The sequence below is a fragment of the Streptococcus sp. 11273D007BT genome (assembly GCF_053547195.1).
This window is the reverse complement of sequence record NZ_JBPWPE010000001.1, coordinates 1,418,483-1,434,883: the sequence shown is the minus strand read 5'-3', so window position 1 is coordinate 1,434,883 and position 16,401 is coordinate 1,418,483. Positions and strand designations below refer to the sequence as shown.

17 protein-coding genes are annotated in these 16,401 nt (G+C 37.2%); 13 read left to right on the top strand and 4 right to left on the bottom strand.

The window, feature by feature from the left end:
• Positions 1–4: 4 nt before the first annotated feature.
• Entirely contained in the window at positions 5–1,654 is a 1,650-nt protein-coding gene (locus ACEE75_RS07340) for an Rqc2 family fibronectin-binding protein (protein WP_447575096.1), read from the bottom strand.
• A gap of 126 nt (positions 1,655–1,780) precedes the next feature.
• On the opposite strand from ACEE75_RS07340, the gene ACEE75_RS07335 reads away from it, so the two are divergent.
• The 3 genes from ACEE75_RS07335 to ACEE75_RS07325 all read left to right on the top strand — a co-directional run bounded on the left by ACEE75_RS07335 (position 1,781) and on the right by ACEE75_RS07325 (position 3,951).
• A complete protein-coding gene (locus ACEE75_RS07335) occupies positions 1,781–2,242 on the top strand; it encodes a hypothetical protein (protein ID WP_427895759.1) in 462 nt (153 codons plus the stop codon).
• 84 nt (positions 2,243–2,326) lie between these two features.
• Entirely contained in the window at positions 2,327–3,196 is an 870-nt protein-coding gene (locus tag ACEE75_RS07330) for an ABC transporter permease (RefSeq protein ID WP_427895761.1), read from the top strand.
• Entirely contained in the window at positions 3,193–3,951 is a 759-nt protein-coding gene (locus tag ACEE75_RS07325; protein ID WP_427895763.1) for an ABC transporter ATP-binding protein, read from the top strand. The genes ACEE75_RS07330 and ACEE75_RS07325 overlap by 4 nt, the downstream gene beginning before the upstream one ends.
• Positions 3,952–4,294: 343 nt before the next feature.
• Here the strand turns inward: ACEE75_RS07325 and ACEE75_RS07320 are convergent, their stop codons facing one another.
• Positions 4,295–5,182 (bottom strand): IS3 family transposase, encoded by an 888-nt coding sequence (locus tag ACEE75_RS07320; protein WP_449164762.1) that lies wholly within the window; start codon positions 5,180–5,182, stop codon positions 4,295–4,297.
• Positions 5,179–5,499, bottom strand: a complete 321-nt coding sequence (locus ACEE75_RS07315; RefSeq protein WP_447574121.1) for a transposase — start codon at positions 5,497–5,499, stop codon at positions 5,179–5,181. The genes ACEE75_RS07320 and ACEE75_RS07315 overlap by 4 nt, the downstream gene beginning before the upstream one ends.
• Before the next feature lie 192 nt (positions 5,500–5,691).
• Here ACEE75_RS07315 and ACEE75_RS07310 point away from each other — a divergent pair, with 192 nt between their 5' ends.
• The 10 genes from ACEE75_RS07310 (at position 5,692) to ACEE75_RS07265 (ending at position 15,605) form a co-directional block, all read left to right on the top strand.
• Positions 5,692–6,297 carry a DUF4767 domain-containing protein gene (locus ACEE75_RS07310; protein WP_354369277.1) on the top strand — a complete coding sequence of 202 codons (606 nt, stop codon included), beginning with the start codon at positions 5,692–5,694 and terminating at the stop codon, positions 6,295–6,297.
• Between the two features lie 161 nt (positions 6,298–6,458).
• A complete protein-coding gene (locus ACEE75_RS07305; protein ID WP_447574122.1) occupies positions 6,459–8,120 on the top strand; it encodes a ribonuclease J in 1,662 nt (553 codons plus the stop codon).
• A gap of 143 nt (positions 8,121–8,263) precedes the next feature.
• Complete coding sequence (locus ACEE75_RS07300) at positions 8,264–9,034, top strand: alpha/beta hydrolase (protein ID WP_427895772.1); 771 nt, start codon at positions 8,264–8,266, stop codon at positions 9,032–9,034.
• A 9-nt stretch (positions 9,035–9,043) separates the two neighbouring features.
• Entirely contained in the window at positions 9,044–9,664 is a 621-nt protein-coding gene (locus ACEE75_RS07295; protein ID WP_447574123.1) for a GTP pyrophosphokinase, read from the top strand.
• On the top strand, positions 9,665–10,357 hold the full coding sequence (locus ACEE75_RS07290; RefSeq protein WP_447574124.1) for a response regulator transcription factor: 693 nt from the start codon (positions 9,665–9,667) through the stop codon (positions 10,355–10,357).
• Complete coding sequence (locus ACEE75_RS07285) at positions 10,354–11,595, top strand: sensor histidine kinase (protein WP_447574125.1); 1,242 nt, start codon at positions 10,354–10,356, stop codon at positions 11,593–11,595. The genes ACEE75_RS07290 and ACEE75_RS07285 overlap by 4 nt, the downstream gene beginning before the upstream one ends.
• Before the next feature lie 102 nt (positions 11,596–11,697).
• Positions 11,698–12,408, top strand: coding sequence for a M57 family metalloprotease (locus ACEE75_RS07280; RefSeq protein ID WP_354369315.1), 711 nt, complete (start codon positions 11,698–11,700; stop codon positions 12,406–12,408).
• A 7-nt stretch (positions 12,409–12,415) separates the two neighbouring features.
• Positions 12,416–12,781 (top strand): hypothetical protein, encoded by a 366-nt coding sequence (locus ACEE75_RS07275; RefSeq protein WP_447574126.1) that lies wholly within the window; start codon positions 12,416–12,418, stop codon positions 12,779–12,781.
• A 63-nt stretch (positions 12,782–12,844) separates the two neighbouring features.
• Entirely contained in the window at positions 12,845–14,761 is a 1,917-nt protein-coding gene (locus ACEE75_RS07270) for an ABC-F family ATP-binding cassette domain-containing protein (protein WP_447574127.1), read from the top strand.
• A 7-nt stretch (positions 14,762–14,768) separates the two neighbouring features.
• Complete coding sequence (locus tag ACEE75_RS07265) at positions 14,769–15,605, top strand: putative RNA methyltransferase (protein WP_447574180.1); 837 nt, start codon at positions 14,769–14,771, stop codon at positions 15,603–15,605.
• Between the two features lie 16 nt (positions 15,606–15,621).
• Here ACEE75_RS07265 and ACEE75_RS07260 read toward each other — a convergent pair whose 3' ends face one another.
• Entirely contained in the window at positions 15,622–16,332 is a 711-nt protein-coding gene (locus ACEE75_RS07260; RefSeq protein ID WP_447574181.1) for a UTRA domain-containing protein, read from the bottom strand.
• Positions 16,333–16,401 lie beyond the last annotated feature (69 nt).

Sequence of the window (16,401 nt, the reverse complement as noted above, 5' to 3'; positions counted from 1 at the left end):
AAGTTTAAAACTTCATCGATTTAATTTTATCCTCAGTAGGTGTCACACGGAGAGTCTTTTGTCCTGTATAAGTTACAAAACCTGGTTTTGCTCCACTTGGTTTATTGAGTTTTTTTGCCTCAATCATATCTACTTGTACAAGATTAGATAATCTCGCTTTAGAGTAGTAAGCTGCTAATTCAGCTGCATCAGTTTTGACCTCATCACTAGGGTTGAGGTTATCTTTAATTAAAACATGACTTCCTGGAAGATCTTTAGCATGGAACCATAGCTCTCCTTTTTTTGCTAATTTAAAGCTGATTTCCTCGTTTTGAAGATTATTTTTTCCAACTAAGATGAGTGTTTTTCCGTCAGAAGCTAAATACTGTTCAGGTTTCTGACGTTTTTGACGCTTATCATGAGCACGTCTTCGAATAAAGCCAGTTTCAATCAGTTCTTGTCGGATGTCATCAATCTCAGATAAGTTAGCTTGATTTAGTGCAGTCTCCACACTTTCAAGATAAGTAATCGTCTGTTTGGTGTCATCGATCAAGTAGGTCAGATGCTTAACAGCCTCTTTTAATTTTTGGTATTTTTTAAAATAACGCTGAGCATTTTGATTGGGTGTTAATGCTTTATCTAATGTAATCATTAATTTTTCGCCCGTGTAATAATTGTCCAATTCAACACTATCTTTATTGTTTGGAACAAGACTGAGATAGGTGGTTAATAATTCACCTTTTTGTCGAAAGAGTTCAGCTGTTTCCGTGTCATTTAGCTCTTGCTCTTGTTTATGAAGTTTTTTCTTATTTTTATCCAACTCACTTGTTACGCGATGAATTAAGTCAGAAGCCTGTTGTAAAACACGATCACGTTCAGCTTTTTCTTGATAAAAATAATCTAAAAGAGTAGAGAGATCAGAAAAAGCTTGGATACTATCTCCAAAATCAATGGCAGAAAAAGAGTTTGGGGTGAGACTAGGCTTAAGGGGAGAGGAGAAGAAAGAGCGGAACTGTTTTAGTCTATTACTGGTCAATTGTCGGCTTAAAGCTGTAGCGGTATCACGTCCTAAACCTTGAAAGAGTGTTTGGAGATTTTTAGGGGTCAATTCATTAGTTTGTAGCACTTCAAATAATTTGTCATCAGCAATAGTGAAGGGATTAAAGGCAGTTGATTTTGGAGGGGCGATGTAAGTACTTCCTGGTAGAATCGTACGATAAGTATTTTGAGAAAAACCGACGTGTTTGATAGACTCAATAATCTTTGATTCGTTTTTATCAATCAAAATAATATTAGAGTGTTTGCCCATGATTTCAATGACTAGGGTGACCTTAATATGATCGCCAATTTCATTTTTATTGGAAACAGTCATCTCTAAGACCCGATCATTTTCCACTTGTTCGATACTTTCAATCGTTGCACCTTGAAGGTATTTACGCATCAACATGGTGTAAGTATTTGGAAATTTTGGATTTTCAAAGTCGCTCTCAGTTAGTTGAAGACGCCCAAAAACAGGATGGGCAGACAAGAGCAGTTTATAATTTTTACGATTACTACGGATTCCTAGAACGAGCTCACGTTCAAAAGGTTGATTCACCTTTTGAATGCGACCAAATAAGAGTTGATCCTGTAATTCTTTGGTCATGTGATGTAAGAAAAAGCCGTCAAAAGACATAAAGAACTCCTCTCAAAAATTAGTCTTTTCATTATATCATATTTCTGAGATTAACGTATTGATGCAATCAAGATGACTTGAAAAATCAATCACTTTCTTGTAAAATACGATTCAAGGGGGAAATGAATGAAAAGAAAACGTTTAGGGAGAATAAGCCTAGTTGTTTTATTGTTGACTCTCATTTATGCTCCTGTTTTAGCTAGACGTGTTCGGGAAGAGGAGTTTCAAATGTTAGCTCTTCCAAAAGCAAAAAATGTTATTTACAAAGAAAATATGGATATGACGACCATCAATCGTGATCCTAGAGATTTTGTGATTATTTTTTATAGGCCTAGTGATGTTCAAGTTGCTCACCATCTCACGCATTTTTTAGAGCATCATCCGAACTTAAAAGTTAAGTGTACCATCTATATCAATGTGATGACTAAAAAAAATCAAGCTTTGGATAAGGAGCTAGGTTTACAAGATAATCTGATGACTATCGGCTATTTTGCAGATGGTAAGATGCAAAATCGTATCTTAATTGATCAAGAGACAGACTTGGAATCCTACTTTGAAAAGATGATTAATGGGATTTCCTACTATTAAAAGTTTTAAATAGGAGAAGACTTCTCCTATTTTTTGTTTTATGTTAAAATGGAACTAGTATTTTTTGATTAGATTGGAAATATGATGATTATATCAACAATTTCACAGGGCTTACTTTGGGCAGTCCTTGGTTTAGGGATTTTTATGACATTTCGTATCCTAAACTTCCCAGATATGACCACAGAAGGTTCTTTTCCTCTAGGAGGTGCAGTTGCTGTCACGCTGATGACCGCAGGAGTCCATCCTTTACTAGCTACATTAGCAGCATTGTTAGCAGGCTGTCTTGCAGGTCTGGTGACAGGACTTCTTTATACGAAAGGCAAGATTCCAACTTTATTATCAGGTATCTTGGTGATGACTTCTTGCCACTCTATTATGTTAATGATTATGGGACGGGCTAATTTAGGGCTATTGGATGCGGTGAAGCTACAAAGTCTTCTTCCTTTTTCTGAGTCGCTTAATCTTTTGGTGATTGGGCTACTTTTTGTCATTTTAGTGATTGGTCTAATGATTTATTTTTTAAATACTCGCTTAGGTCAAGCCTATATTGCAACAGGTGATAATAAAGATATGGCAAAGAGTTTTGGAATTGATACTGATAAGATGGAATTGATGGGCTTGGTTTTATCAAATGGTATTGTTGCCCTCTCTGGTGCTCTTATTAGTCAACAAGATGGTTATGCAGATGTTTCAAAGGGAATTGGTGTCATTGTTATTGGTCTTGCAAGTATCATTATCGGTGAGGTTCTATTTTCAACCAATTTAACCTTACTTGAGCGTCTGATTGCTATTGCAGTGGGGTCTATTTTGTACCAATTTTTAATTTTAGCAGTGATAGCGATTGGCTTTAATACGAATTATTTGAAGTTATTTAGTGCTTTAGTATTGGCTACTTGTCTGATTATTCCAGAGGTCAAAAATAAATTGTTTAAAGGAGTTAACCTATCACGATGAAAAAAATAGTTGAATTAAAAAATGCAACGGTACAGGTTAACAATGGTTTTGATGAGTTAAAAACAATTTTAGATCAAGTTTCTCTCACCATTTATGAACATGATTTTTTGACGATATTAGGGGGAAATGGTGCAGGGAAATCCACTTTATTTAATGTGATTGCTGGCACTTTGCCTTTAACCAGTGGTAGCATTCATATTCTTGGAGAAGATGTGACCGATTTGCCAGCTGAAAAACGTGCCAAGTACTTATCGCGTGTTTTTCAGGATCCTAAGATGGGAACTGCTCCTAGAATGACAGTTGCAGAAAATATGTTGATTGCCAAATATCGTGGTGAAAAAAGAGGCTTGATGAACCGTCAATTGCAGTCGCACAAAGCTGAATTTGAAAATTTAGCTAGTCAGATTGGAAATGGTATTGAAAAGCATCTAGACACCCCAACAGGACTTTTGTCTGGAGGACAACGTCAAGCGCTTAGTTTATTGATGGCAACCTTGAAGCGCCCTGATTTATTACTTTTGGATGAGCATACCGCAGCTTTAGATCCCAAAACAAGTGTTGCTTTGATGACTTTGACAGATCATTTTATTAAAGAAGATCAATTAACCGCTCTAATGATTACACATCATATGGAAGATGCTCTGAAATATGGCAATCGCTTGATCGTCCTGAAAGATGGAAAAATCATTCAGGACTTAAGCAAGGAAGAAAAAGAAAAACTTTCCATTTCAGATTACTATAGTTTATTTGAATAAGAAACCACGAGGCTGGGCAAAAAGCCCAGCGCCACTTCTCAGAGTTCGTGTCAACATCTCAGCGCAGTGGTTGATTGGCTTTAGCAGTCCAGTGGACTGTTAAAGGTTGGAGATAAGATTTGCAAAGCAAATCTCAGCAATTCGCGTTTTACACTCCAAATCTGACCATTACGACTGTTGCGAACAAAGTTCGCTTCATCTCCAAGCTCAAACTGTCTCCCAGACAGTTTGAGCTGTGCGGGGGTGGGAGTGCAGCAGTCTGGGGATAGACTGTTTCAGCTCAACAACTGGAAATAAAGACTTGGTTGTGTCAAGCCCCAGATAAAATGGACAGTTAAAAAAGTTAGGTCTTTAGAAGGTATGCTTCCCTAAATTCTAAGGGAGTCATACCTTTTAATTTTTCTTGTGGTCTGTGGCAATTATACCAGTCGATGTATTCCCTGATTTGTTGGATGAGGGCTTCCCTATCCTCAGGCGGAAATAGTCTCAAGGATTCACTCTTCAAGTGGGAAAAGAAATTCTCACATGCCGCATTATCATAACAATTTCCCTTGCTAGAATGAGAAATGGTCACACCGTATTGATCTAATTTTCGGAGATACTGTTGATTGGTATATTGAAAACCTTGGTCAGAATGAAGGATACAGACTTTGGTTGAATCCCAAGAATCGTGAAAGACCTGATCTATATTGTCAAAAACTAACTTGTTATCATTGAAATCTGATAGCGTATAGGCTAAAATGGAATTGTCATAACAATCTTTTATGACACTTAAGAACATCCTCCCTTGTTTGTGGTAAACGTAGCTGACATCTGTCGTCAGTTTTTGGAGAGGACGTTCTGCTTTAAAGTTTCGGGCAAGCACGTTGTAGTGGACGTGTCTTGCCTTTTCATTTATCTCTCGTTGCGTACAGGATTGATACCGCTTCTTCCGAATCGGAGACCGATGACCAAGAATACGCATATAGCGCAAGACAGTTTTAGGGTTAGGGGAAAGTTGATAGTGCCTTCTCAGTTGATAAGAGATGAAGCGATAGCCTTTTTGAGTGTCATGGAAGATAGCTGTAATCTTTTGAGCTAAGTTCGCATCAAACTGTTTATAGACTGGTCTCCCCTTGCTCAACCAAAGGTAGTAAGAAGACCTGGGGAAGCCAAAATAGGAACATAAAGAGGAGACTGAGTAACGATCTTTCAACTGCTCCACGACTTGATAGAGGTGGACTCTTCTCACGGATTGAGGAGAGTCCTTAAGGTCTTTAAAATTGCATTCTCCATTCGTAGATAAGTATTCTGTTCCTCTAGGGTCATCTTCTCTAGATTCCTTGTTTTGGGACGACCAGTGGACTTTCTACCTCGTAAATCTTGGGAGAGTAAAGTAGGGTCTTCTCGGTATTTTCTTGTCCAATTCAAAACTTGGTTGTCTGATTTTAACCCATATTTTTTGACAATAGAAGGCATCCCTCCGCTCTTTCCGCTGAGGTAGTCTTCAACTACCTGTAGTTTGAACTCGGGTGGATATTTGGTGAACTTACTTCCTTTTTTAGCCATGAGAAAAGAACCTCCTTATAAGAACAGTATATAACTTTTTTATACTGTCCATTATAAGCGGTTCTTTTCATTGACGAACTCTTTTTTTTGATCGAGTTCTTTCCCACTCCCTTTTTATGTTGTCAAATCCCTTTTACGTCACTCTTTGACTATTAGCTAAAGTATGCTAAAATGATAAAAAGGAGATAAGGTATGAAAAAAAGTTTAGGTCTATTGCTTGTTTTATTACTTTTAACAGCTTGTCAGAATCGGTCAGAGGTTGTAACAGTTGTCAAAGAAGAAAGCCAATCAAGTCAATCAACTAGTCAATCAAGTCAAAAGAGTGAGACCGCTGTATCAGAAAGTTCTACATCTTCATCATCTTCATCAAGTAGTGTCAAAGAAGCTTATACTCAAGAAGTTGCGACAGCAACAGCCCTATGGAATGCGGATAAAGCACAACAACTTGCCAGTTTTATGGTTTCTTGGGGTAATGAGATGAACCAGCCTGGGTATAAAAGTGAAGGCATTGATGAATGGTTAAGCTTTAATTTCTTTATGAATGATAGTTATGATATTTCAGTTGAGAAATCTCTTGATGGAACAGGAAACTCAGACTATAATATTGTTGCCGTATATAGTTATGTTTATGGGGCTAATAGTATCCATCGCTATTTCTTTACCTTTAATCGCTCAGGTCAACCAGTTGTTTTGTATAGCGCCCAAAATCAAGGGGGGATGCCTCATAACCGTTTGTATGTGAAACAAACACAAAACCAAGAATTAAGCGCAGGCTTTGCCAATATCGCTAATCAATAAGTGTAAAAACAACCTTTTCAGCCGAAGAGGTTGTTTTATGGTACGAATTGCCTTTGTTTTATGCTATAATGTAAGAGACTGTAACTTTTGTTACCAACTGTAATTCGACTTGCTTAAAGCAAGGACCGTTAGTATATTAAAATAAATTTTAAGGAGAAAAAATGAGCGATATTAAAATTATTGCCTTGGGTGGTGTTCGTGAAAACGGGAAAAACCTGTATATTGCAGAAGTAAATGATTCCATTTTTGTCTTGGATGCGGGCTTAAAATATCCTGAAAACGATCAACTTGGAGTGGATATGGTGATTCCTAATCTGGATTATCTGATTGAAAATAAAAATCGGATTCAAGGGATTTTCTTGACGCATGGCCACGCTGATGCTATTGGGGCACTGCCTTTTATCTTACAACATGTTCGTGTTCCTGTCTTTGGTTCTGAGTTGACCATTGAGTTAGCACGTTTAGTGGTTAAAAATAATGATGCGACTAAGAAATTTAAGGATTTTCATATTGTTGATAGCGATACGGAGATTGAATTTGGTGATGCTGTCATTTCCTTCTTTAAAACTACCCATTCTATCCCAGAAAGTTTAGGTGTTGTTGTGGGAACAGATCAAGGGAATATCGTCTATACAGGTGATTTTAAGTTTGATCAAGCGGCATCAAGTCTTTATCAAACGGATTTTAGACGATTATCTGAAATTGGTCGCGAAGGGGTCTTAGCTCTTTTATCTGATTCTGCTAACGCTGATAGCAATGTTCAAATTGCTAGTGAAGCAGAGGTTGGTCTAGAGATTGATCATGTGATTTCAAATTGGGAAGGTCGTATCATTGTGGCAGCTGTTGCTAGTAACCTTGCTCGTATTCAACAAGTTTTTGATGCAGCGGCAGAAAATGGGCGTCGTGTTGTCCTAACAGGGTTTGATGCAGAAAATATTGTGCGTACAGCTATACGTTTGAAAAAACTTCGTGTATCAGATGAAAAATTAATGGTCAAACCAAAAGATATGTCTCGTTTTGAGGACCACGAGTTGATTATTTTAGAAACAGGTCGGATGGGAGAGCCAATCAATGGTTTGAGTAAGATGTCCATTGGACGTCATCGTTATGTACAGATTAAAGATGGGGACTTGGTGTATATTGTCACAACACCATCTATCGCTAAAGAAGCAGTAGTAGCTCGGGTAGAGAATATGATTTATAAGGCAGGTGGACGTGTTAAACTTATTACACAAAATCTGCGTGTATCAGGTCATGCTAATGGACGTGATTTACAATTGATGATGAATCTTTTACAACCTAAATATCTTTTCCCTATCCAAGGTGAATACCGTGAATTACAAGCTCATGCAGATTTAGCTCAAGAAATTGGTATCTTACCAGAGAACATTTATATCATGAAACGCGGGGATATCATGGTACTTGAAAAGGATGGTTTTTTCCATCAAGGAGGCGTTCCTGCTGGTGATGTCATGATTGATGGTAATGCTATTGGTGATGTGGGCAATATCGTTCTTCGTGACCGCAAAGTATTATCTGAGGATGGTATCTTTATCGTGGCTATTACGGTCAATAAAAAAGAGAAAAAAATTATCTCAAAAGCTAAAATCAATACCCGTGGCTTTGTTTATGTGAAGAAGAGTCGCGACATTTTACGTGAGAGTGCAGATATTGTTAATAACACCGTAGAAGAATATTTAGCGCAAGATAGTTTTGATTGGTCTGATTTAAAGTCAGCTGTTCGTGATGAAGTTAGCAAGTACCTTTTTGATCAAACCAAACGACGTCCAGCCATTCTTCCAGTAGTAATGGAAGTGCGATGAGCTGAAATTAGCTGTAAGGTCAGTTGATGGAAAATAAGGAGAAAGGAAGAGCTGGAGTTTATATTCAGGTGTTCCTTTTTTTCTACCAGTTTTGTAAAGTTTTAGATTTTTTTGTTTTAATCATAAGTTGAAAGGGAGAAAATATGGCATTTTTTCAAATTGAATATCGTTCAGATTGTTTAGAGATGGAGCGTGAAGTTAATGTTATCTATCCAGATGGTTTTAGTGTAGCGGATCCTGACTGTCAGGATATTCCAGTTCTTTACCTCTTACATGGAATGAGCGGGAATCATAACTCTTGGCAAAAGCGGACAGCTATTGAGCGCTTACTCAAAAAGACCAACTTGATTGTTGTCATGCCTTCAACGGATCTTGCCTGGTACACTAATACCCGCTATGGAATGAAGTATTTTGATGCTCTTGCAATGGAATTGCCACAAGTGATGCAACGTTTCTTTCCTAATATGACTAAGAAACGAGAGAAGACTTTTATTGCCGGTCTCTCAATGGGAGGCTATGGCGCTTTTAAACTCGCTATGGCAACAGAGCAGTTTTCTTATGCGGGATCATTTTCTGGAGCCCTTAGTTTTAAAGGACTGGCTGATAGAAATTTAAACTCACCTTATTGGTCAGGGATTTTTGGGGATGCTGAAGCATTTGAAAAAGGAGAGAACAACCTCCAAAATTTAGCAGAAAAAACAGATCAGAAAACAAAATTTTATGCTTGGTGTGGTGTAGAGGACTTTTTATTTGAAGCCAATAATGAGGCAATCAAAAACTTTAAACAATTGGGGTTAGATATTGAGTACCATACTGGGCCAGGTAAACATGAATTTTATTATTGGGAAAAGCAATTAGAAGAATTTTTACGCTGGCTACCCATTGATTATGTTGAAGAAGAGCGTTTAAGTTAGGGGGATAAAGTGAGTTATCAGATCTACGGAGAATATTCGGCTTATCTGCCTTTAATTTTAAAGTCTTTTCAAGAAAAAATTGAAGAAAAAAATCAGCAACAGAAGTTACAAACAGGCTTCAAACTATATGAACATTTTTTAGCCCGTGTTAAAAGCCAAGAAAGTATGATGGATAAATGTCAAAGAAAATCCTTACCGCTTCATCCTCACTCGGCTCTTAGAGAAATCAAAGATAGTATTGGGATTCGCATTATCTGTGGCTTTGTTGAGGATATTTTTTTCTTAGTTGATTTTATCAAGAAAATAGAAGGTGTTTCAGTTTATAACGAAAAGGACTTCGTCAGTAAACCAAAACCAAATGGCTATCGTTCTTATCATTTGATTTTAGAAGTAGAGACTCCTTTTCCAGACTGTCTTGGTCATCAACAGGGGAACTACTTTATTGAGGTTCAATTACGTACTATTGCTATGGATTCGTGGGCGAGTTTGGAGCATCAGATGAAATATAAGCATGACATCAAAAATCCAGAACGCTTGGTAAAAGAATTGAAACGGTGCGCAGATGAGCTGGCATCGTGTGATCTTAGTATGCAAACTATTCGACAACTCATCCAAGAAGGTGGTGATTAAATGACGTTATCTATTTTATTAGCAGAAGATGAAGATCAATTAGCCCGTGTTTATACAGCTGCTTTGGAGCATAAAGGTTATCAGGTTGTTAGGGTATCAAATGGGCAAGAAGCGATTGATCAATCGAAGGAACAGGTTTTTGATGTCATGATATTAGATATTATGATGCCTGTTAAAACTGGCTTAGAAGCTTTAGCAGAGATTCGATCAAGTGGAGATAAGACCCATGTTGTGATGTTGACAGCTATGTCAGGACTCGATGATAAAGTAACAGGGCTTGAAACGGGTGCTGATGATTATCTCACAAAGCCTATTTCCTTAAAAGAGCTCCTTGCACGGATGGCGTCCTTAGAACGTCGTTTGGATAGTTTTACAGATAAAGTGTTAAATCTTGGTAATATTATTTTAAATACTTCCCAGCAGGAGTTAGCGACTTCTAACACCATTAGATTATCTAATAAGGAAAGTCAATTGATGGCATTCTTTATGTTAAATCATGGTAAGGAATTAAGGACTAAAGATATCTTTCAGCATTTATGGGCAAAAGATAAGGATCCTGAAATAGATGAAGGCTATGTTTATATCTATGTGAGCTATCTTCGTCAGAAATTAAAAGCGATTGGGGCCAACCTTGAAATTATTGGTGACGAAAATCAATCTTATCATTTGAGAATTAGAGAGGAGGTCGAATGATTAGAAAGTTAAGAATACAATTTATCACGATCGCTTCTATAGCTGTTTTTCTTGTTTTGACAGGTTTTATGGTAGTCTTTAATTCAGCCCGTTATATCCAAAGTAACAATGAAGTTAATACCATTATGCAAATTTTATCTGATAATGCTGGTACCTTGCCAAGTAAAAATAAATTAGATTTTTCATTAAGTAACAGCTCTTTATCTAGCACACGTCTATCCCAAATGCACTATTTTACACTCCTAATAGACTCAAAGGGAACTTTAATAGAATCTAATATGCAGCAAGCCAGTGATGTTGCAACAGATGATTTAGATGATTTGATTGATAAGGCTGATGTTAAAAATAAGGTGACTTACTTTAAATACCAACAACACTATTACGCCTATCTAGCTGAACCTTTGTCCAATCAAAAAACAAGAATCATTTATTTAGATATTACAGATTATATAGAAGAAAGACCCGAGTTATTAATTCTTTCGATCTATATGTTTATCTTTAGTATGCTATTTTTCATTGTTGTGATTTCTATTTTTTCTGGTCAAGCTATCCGTCCCTATATTGAAAATGCAGAGCGACAAAAACGCTTTATTACAAATGCAGGACACGAATTAAAAACACCTCTAGCTATCATTTCTGCCAATACGGAACTACAAGAAATGTTAGATGGAGAGAGTGAATGGAGTAAATCTACCAAAGATCAAGTACAACGTATGACCGACTTGATTAATCGCATGGTGACACTTGCCAAATTGGAAGAGCAAGCCGATCTTGTTTTAAGCAAGTGTGATTTTTCTGCTATTACACAGGATGCCGCAGAGGATTTTAAAGGACCAGTGATTAAAGATGGCAAGCAATTTACCTTAAGTATTACACCAGGACTGTTTGTTGAAGCTGAGGAGAAATCACTATTTGAGTTGGTTACCATTCTTGTTGATAATGCCAATAAATATTGTGATCCAACTGGTCAAGTAATAGTCAGTCTATCTAGGCTAGGTAGAAGAAAAATTAAGCTAGAGGTTTCAAATACTTTTTCAGATGGAAAAGCTGTTGATTATAGTAAATTTTTTGAGCGTTTTTATCGTCAAGATGAGTCTCATAATCAGCAGGTATCTGGCTATGGTATCGGTCTTTCTATGGCAGAAAGTCTGGTCAAGTTATTTAAAGGACGTATTGGAGTGACTTATAAAAATAATCATATTAGTTTTAGAGTTGTTTTTCCATCTAGTCATCCCTAAGCAAGGTTTCTCCTTGCTTTTTTAGTTAGCTCCTGTTATACTAATATCTCAAGTTTTAGGATTTTTTATGACATACGAAAGAGGTAGAACATGAAAAATCTCATTGGATTTATTGTAAAAGTGTTGTTTTTTATTCCACGCTTAATCTTATCTTTAATTTGGAGTTTAGTGAAAGCAGTGGTGATTGTTGCTCTTTTATTTTGGGGCATTACTTATTTTACTAATCAGCAAACATCATCGGTTTCAGATGTTTTTTCTACAGGTATTGAGACGCTTCGTCAAGTCCTTCAGGGAAACGGTAACCAATTAGCTAATAATGTTGCCAATAACCTTTCTAATCTATCTGTGGATAATTATTCTCATACCGAAGGGAGCCGTTGGGAGACAAATGCGGCAACCGTCTATTTGGAGTCAACAGATCCTACCCTAGTATCAGCTTATGAAACAGCTATTGCTAACTGGAATGCTACGGGTGTCTTTACTTTTACCATGACAACAGATAAAGATCAAGCTGATATTATTGCAACAGACTATTCTGATGCTCAAACGCAAGCAGCAGGTTTAGCTGAAAGCGAGACAAATATGCTGACTAACCGTTTAAAACATGTTGATGTGAAATTAAATACATATTATTTACTAAATGAGGAATATGGTTATGATTTTGACCGTATTGTTCACACAGCAGAGCATGAGTTGGGACATGCTATCGGACTTGACCACGATGATGCAGAAGTTTCAGTCATGCAGTCTGCAGGATCCACCTATGGTATCCAAGAAACAGATCTATTAGCTGTCCAAGAATTGTATCAATAGGAGTTTTATGTACCGTAAATTTAAGCGTTATGCGAGACGTTACCCAGAGCAAGTCATTTTATTATTTTTTAACACAGGAGTTTTTGCTTGGTTAAAGGCAACTAGTATGAGTATCCTATCTCATCTCAATCTAAGTGTCGGAGACTATATTCCCACATTTATCCGTGTCTTGATTGGGGACAATATGCAATCTTTACAAAAACTGATTGGCAACTCACCTTTTATTTGGTTGGTCCTATCCATGATAATGATGTCTATTTTACGCTTTGTTGAAGGTCTAGTGAAATTATTGATTTTTACGCTTGTCATTGTTGTAGGCATCTATTTAATGATGAAAAATCAAGCTATTTTAGAACACTTAAAATTTATGTAGAAAAAAGTCAGTCCCTTACCTAAAAGATTGAGTAGGGCTGATTTTTTTTGTTATAATAGAATCATGATTATTTTAAATGGAAATAAGTTAGAACGCTCCTTTTCAGGTGACGTTCTTTTCGATAATATTAACATTCAAGTAGATGAACGAGATCGCATTGCATTGGTTGGGCGAAATGGTGCGGGAAAATCAACTCTTCTTAAAATACTTGTTGGTGAAGAGTCTCCTACCTCAGGTGACGTGACTTTGAAGCGTGATTTATCCTTGTCTTATTTGGCACAAGATAGTCGCTTTGAATCAAACAATACTATTTTTGATGAGATGCTCCTAGTCTTTTCGGATTTGCGGGCGATGGAGAAAAAGTTGCGTGCCATGGAGTTGGATATGGGGAGCTCATCAGGGGCTACATTAGATAAGCTGATGGCAGATTATGATAGACTCTCGGAAGAGTTTCGTCTGTTAGGCGGCTTTACTTATGAGGCAGATATTAAGGCGATTTTAAATGGCTTTCAGTTTCCAGAAAGCATGTGGCAAACTCCAATTGCAGAGTTATCAGGCGGACAAAATACCCGTTTGGCTTTGGCACGGATGCTTTTAGAAAAACCTGAATTGCTAGTACTTGATGAGCCGACAAACCATTTAGATATCAAAACGATTGCTTGGCTAGAAAATTATTTAGCCAACTATCAGGGAGCTTTGATTATTGTGAGTCACGATCGATACTTTTTAGATAAAGTGGCAACAGTGACTCTAGATTTAAACCCTAACTCACTTGATCGCTATGTTGGCAATTACTCTAGTTTCATGGAACAAAAAGCTCAAAAATTAGCAACGCAGGAAAAATTATTTGAAAAGCAGGCTAAGGAAATTGCTCAATTAGAAGATTTTGTTCGTCGAAATATTGCGCGTGCCTCAACCACAAAGCGTGCTCAAGCACGACGTAAGCAGTTGGAAAAAATAGAACGTTTAGATAAACCAGGACAATCACAAAAGTCTGCTCATATGACCTTTTTTGCTGAAAAGTCCTCAGGTAACGTTGTTTTAACGGCACGTGACGTTTCCATAGGCTATGATGGAAAGATTTTGTCTTCTCCTATTGAGCTTGAGTTGAACAAGCATGAAGCAGTAGCTATTGTGGGGCCAAATGGAATTGGAAAATCAACTTTTATCAAATCTATTGTTAAACAACTCCCTCTTATTTCAGGAGAGCTTCGCTATGGTGCTAATGTCGAGATGGGGTATTATGATCAAACACAAGCCAATCTAACTCCCTCAAACACTGTCTTAGATGAACTTTGGAATAGTTTCTCGACCGTTCCTGAGGTAGAGATACGTCGTCTATTGGGTGCCTTTTTATTCTCAGGAGATGACGTCAAAAAATCAGTTTCTATGCTCTCAGGTGGTGAACGAGCTCGTTTACTTTTGGCTAAACTCTCTATGGAAAATAACAATTTTCTTGTATTGGATGAGCCGACAAACCATTTGGATATTGATAGTAAAGAGGTACTTGAGGATGCCTTGATTAATTTTGATGGGACCTTGTTATTTGTTAGTCACGATCGTTACTTCATTAACCGAGTGGCAACAAAAGTTTTAGAGTTATCTGAGACAGGAAGTACGCTTTATCTAGGCGATTATGATTATTATATTGAGAAAAAAGCGGAGCTAGAAGCATTGAGAGAATTAGATGCTGCAGAAACAAATCAAGTCAGTTTGGCAGCAGCTCCCGATGCTTCTAATGATTATCAAGTACAAAAGGCTAATCAAAAAGAATACAGAAAATTACAGCGACGTTTATCAGAAATTGAAGCACGCATTGAAGTGATTGAAGTTGAGATGACAAAACTTGAGCAAGAAATGGCATTAACCAATCAAGCAGATGAGTTAATGTCCATGCAAGCACAACTAGATCAATTTATAGAAGAGCAAGAAAATCTCCTATCAGAGTGGGAAGAGCTTGCAGAAAGGATAGAAGGTTAAAATGGTAATCAATAAGCGTAGCCGCTTTTCAGATAGTCAGCATGTTTTTGCCTGTCCTATTTGTCATGAGGCCTTGAGTTATGGTGAGACCTTCTTAAAGTGTGAAGAGGGTCATGTGTTTGATTTAGCCAAGTTTGGCTATGTTAACCTAGCTCCTCAAGCGAAATCTTCTGATAATTATGATAAGGCTAGTTTTAAAAATCGTCAGAAGATTTTAGAGAATGGCTATTATCGTCATATCTATGAAGCCATTAAGGAAGTGATTCATAGAGAAAGCCTTACTCAGCTTTTAGACGTAGCTTGTGGAGAAGGTTATTATTCTAGATGCTTATCGGCTGATTTGGAGTTGAATCTTTTTGCTTTTGATCTTTCAAAAGAGTCGATTCTTTTGGCTAGTAAGGCAGATAAAACCTATGCAGTTAAGTGGTTTGTAGGGGATTTGACACAGCTCCCTATTCAAGATAAGGTAATGGATGGGATCTTAGATATTTTTTCGCCCGCCCACTACAAAGAATTTAATCGTGTCTTGAAAGATGATGGTGTTGTCATCAAACTCGTTCCAGGTCCCAATCATCTAAAAGAGCTTCGACGTTTGGCTCAAAATCAACTTCAGAAAGCAGATTATGACCAGCATCGCGTGGTTAATCATTTTGCTAAGTTTTATCCAAGATTCCAAGAACAGTTGGTATCACAAACCTATCCTATCAGCCCCGAAGATCTTAGGGCTTTTGTGGAGATGACGCCGCTTTTCTTCCATGTTGATTCCAACCTTTTAAATCTAGATAGCATTACTGAAGTGACAGTTGAAGCTGTTTTACTCATCGGTTATAAAGAAAATCGCTAGGATTCCTAGCGATTTTTTAACGTTTAGCCATAGTGACAAAAGTAAACTTGTCTGGTCGGTAAGTGATGGTTCCATATTGGAAAATTTGACCATTTGAAAGATAGGTTAGACTAGTGACCACAGCCACCATATCATAATCTCCCAAATCCATATGTTCTTTTTCTTCATTTGTTGCATATCGAAATGAGATTTCACGTCTTGAATGGGTGATTTTAAGATGTAATTCTTCTTCTAAATATTGGTAGATGGAAGTCTCTGCAATCTCTTTATTAAGATAAGGGACAACACGACGGTCGAAGTAGGAGAGTTCATATTCTAGGCGCTCCCCGTCAATTTTTCGACTTCTGGAAACACGATAAAAGTCAACGCTGTCATCTACTTTAAAGGTATCCATCAATACTTGCTCACCTTGTACAATATAAAGGCTAGTAAGTTGTGTCTCAATTGTGTGATTGGCATCACGGTTGAGTTCACCTGATGTTTTGATCTCAGCTAGATAATTATTTTTAGTTCGACCATGCTCGAGGACAATGGAGTTACGCCCTCTCATTTTTTGGATATAGCCATCGAGTTCTAAAAGAGAGAGAGCTTTTCGTATGGTATCTTTTGAAAAGCCATACTGTGTCATCAACTCATTTTCACTCGGTAATTCTTGATTAGCTTTTAACTCGCCTGAATCAATTTTATTTTTGATATTTTGATAGACTTCTTTGTATTTACTCATAATATAGGTGCTTTCTCTAAAGTTTCCTTATTAGTTTACCATATTTTTGAGAAATGAAACAAAAAAATCATC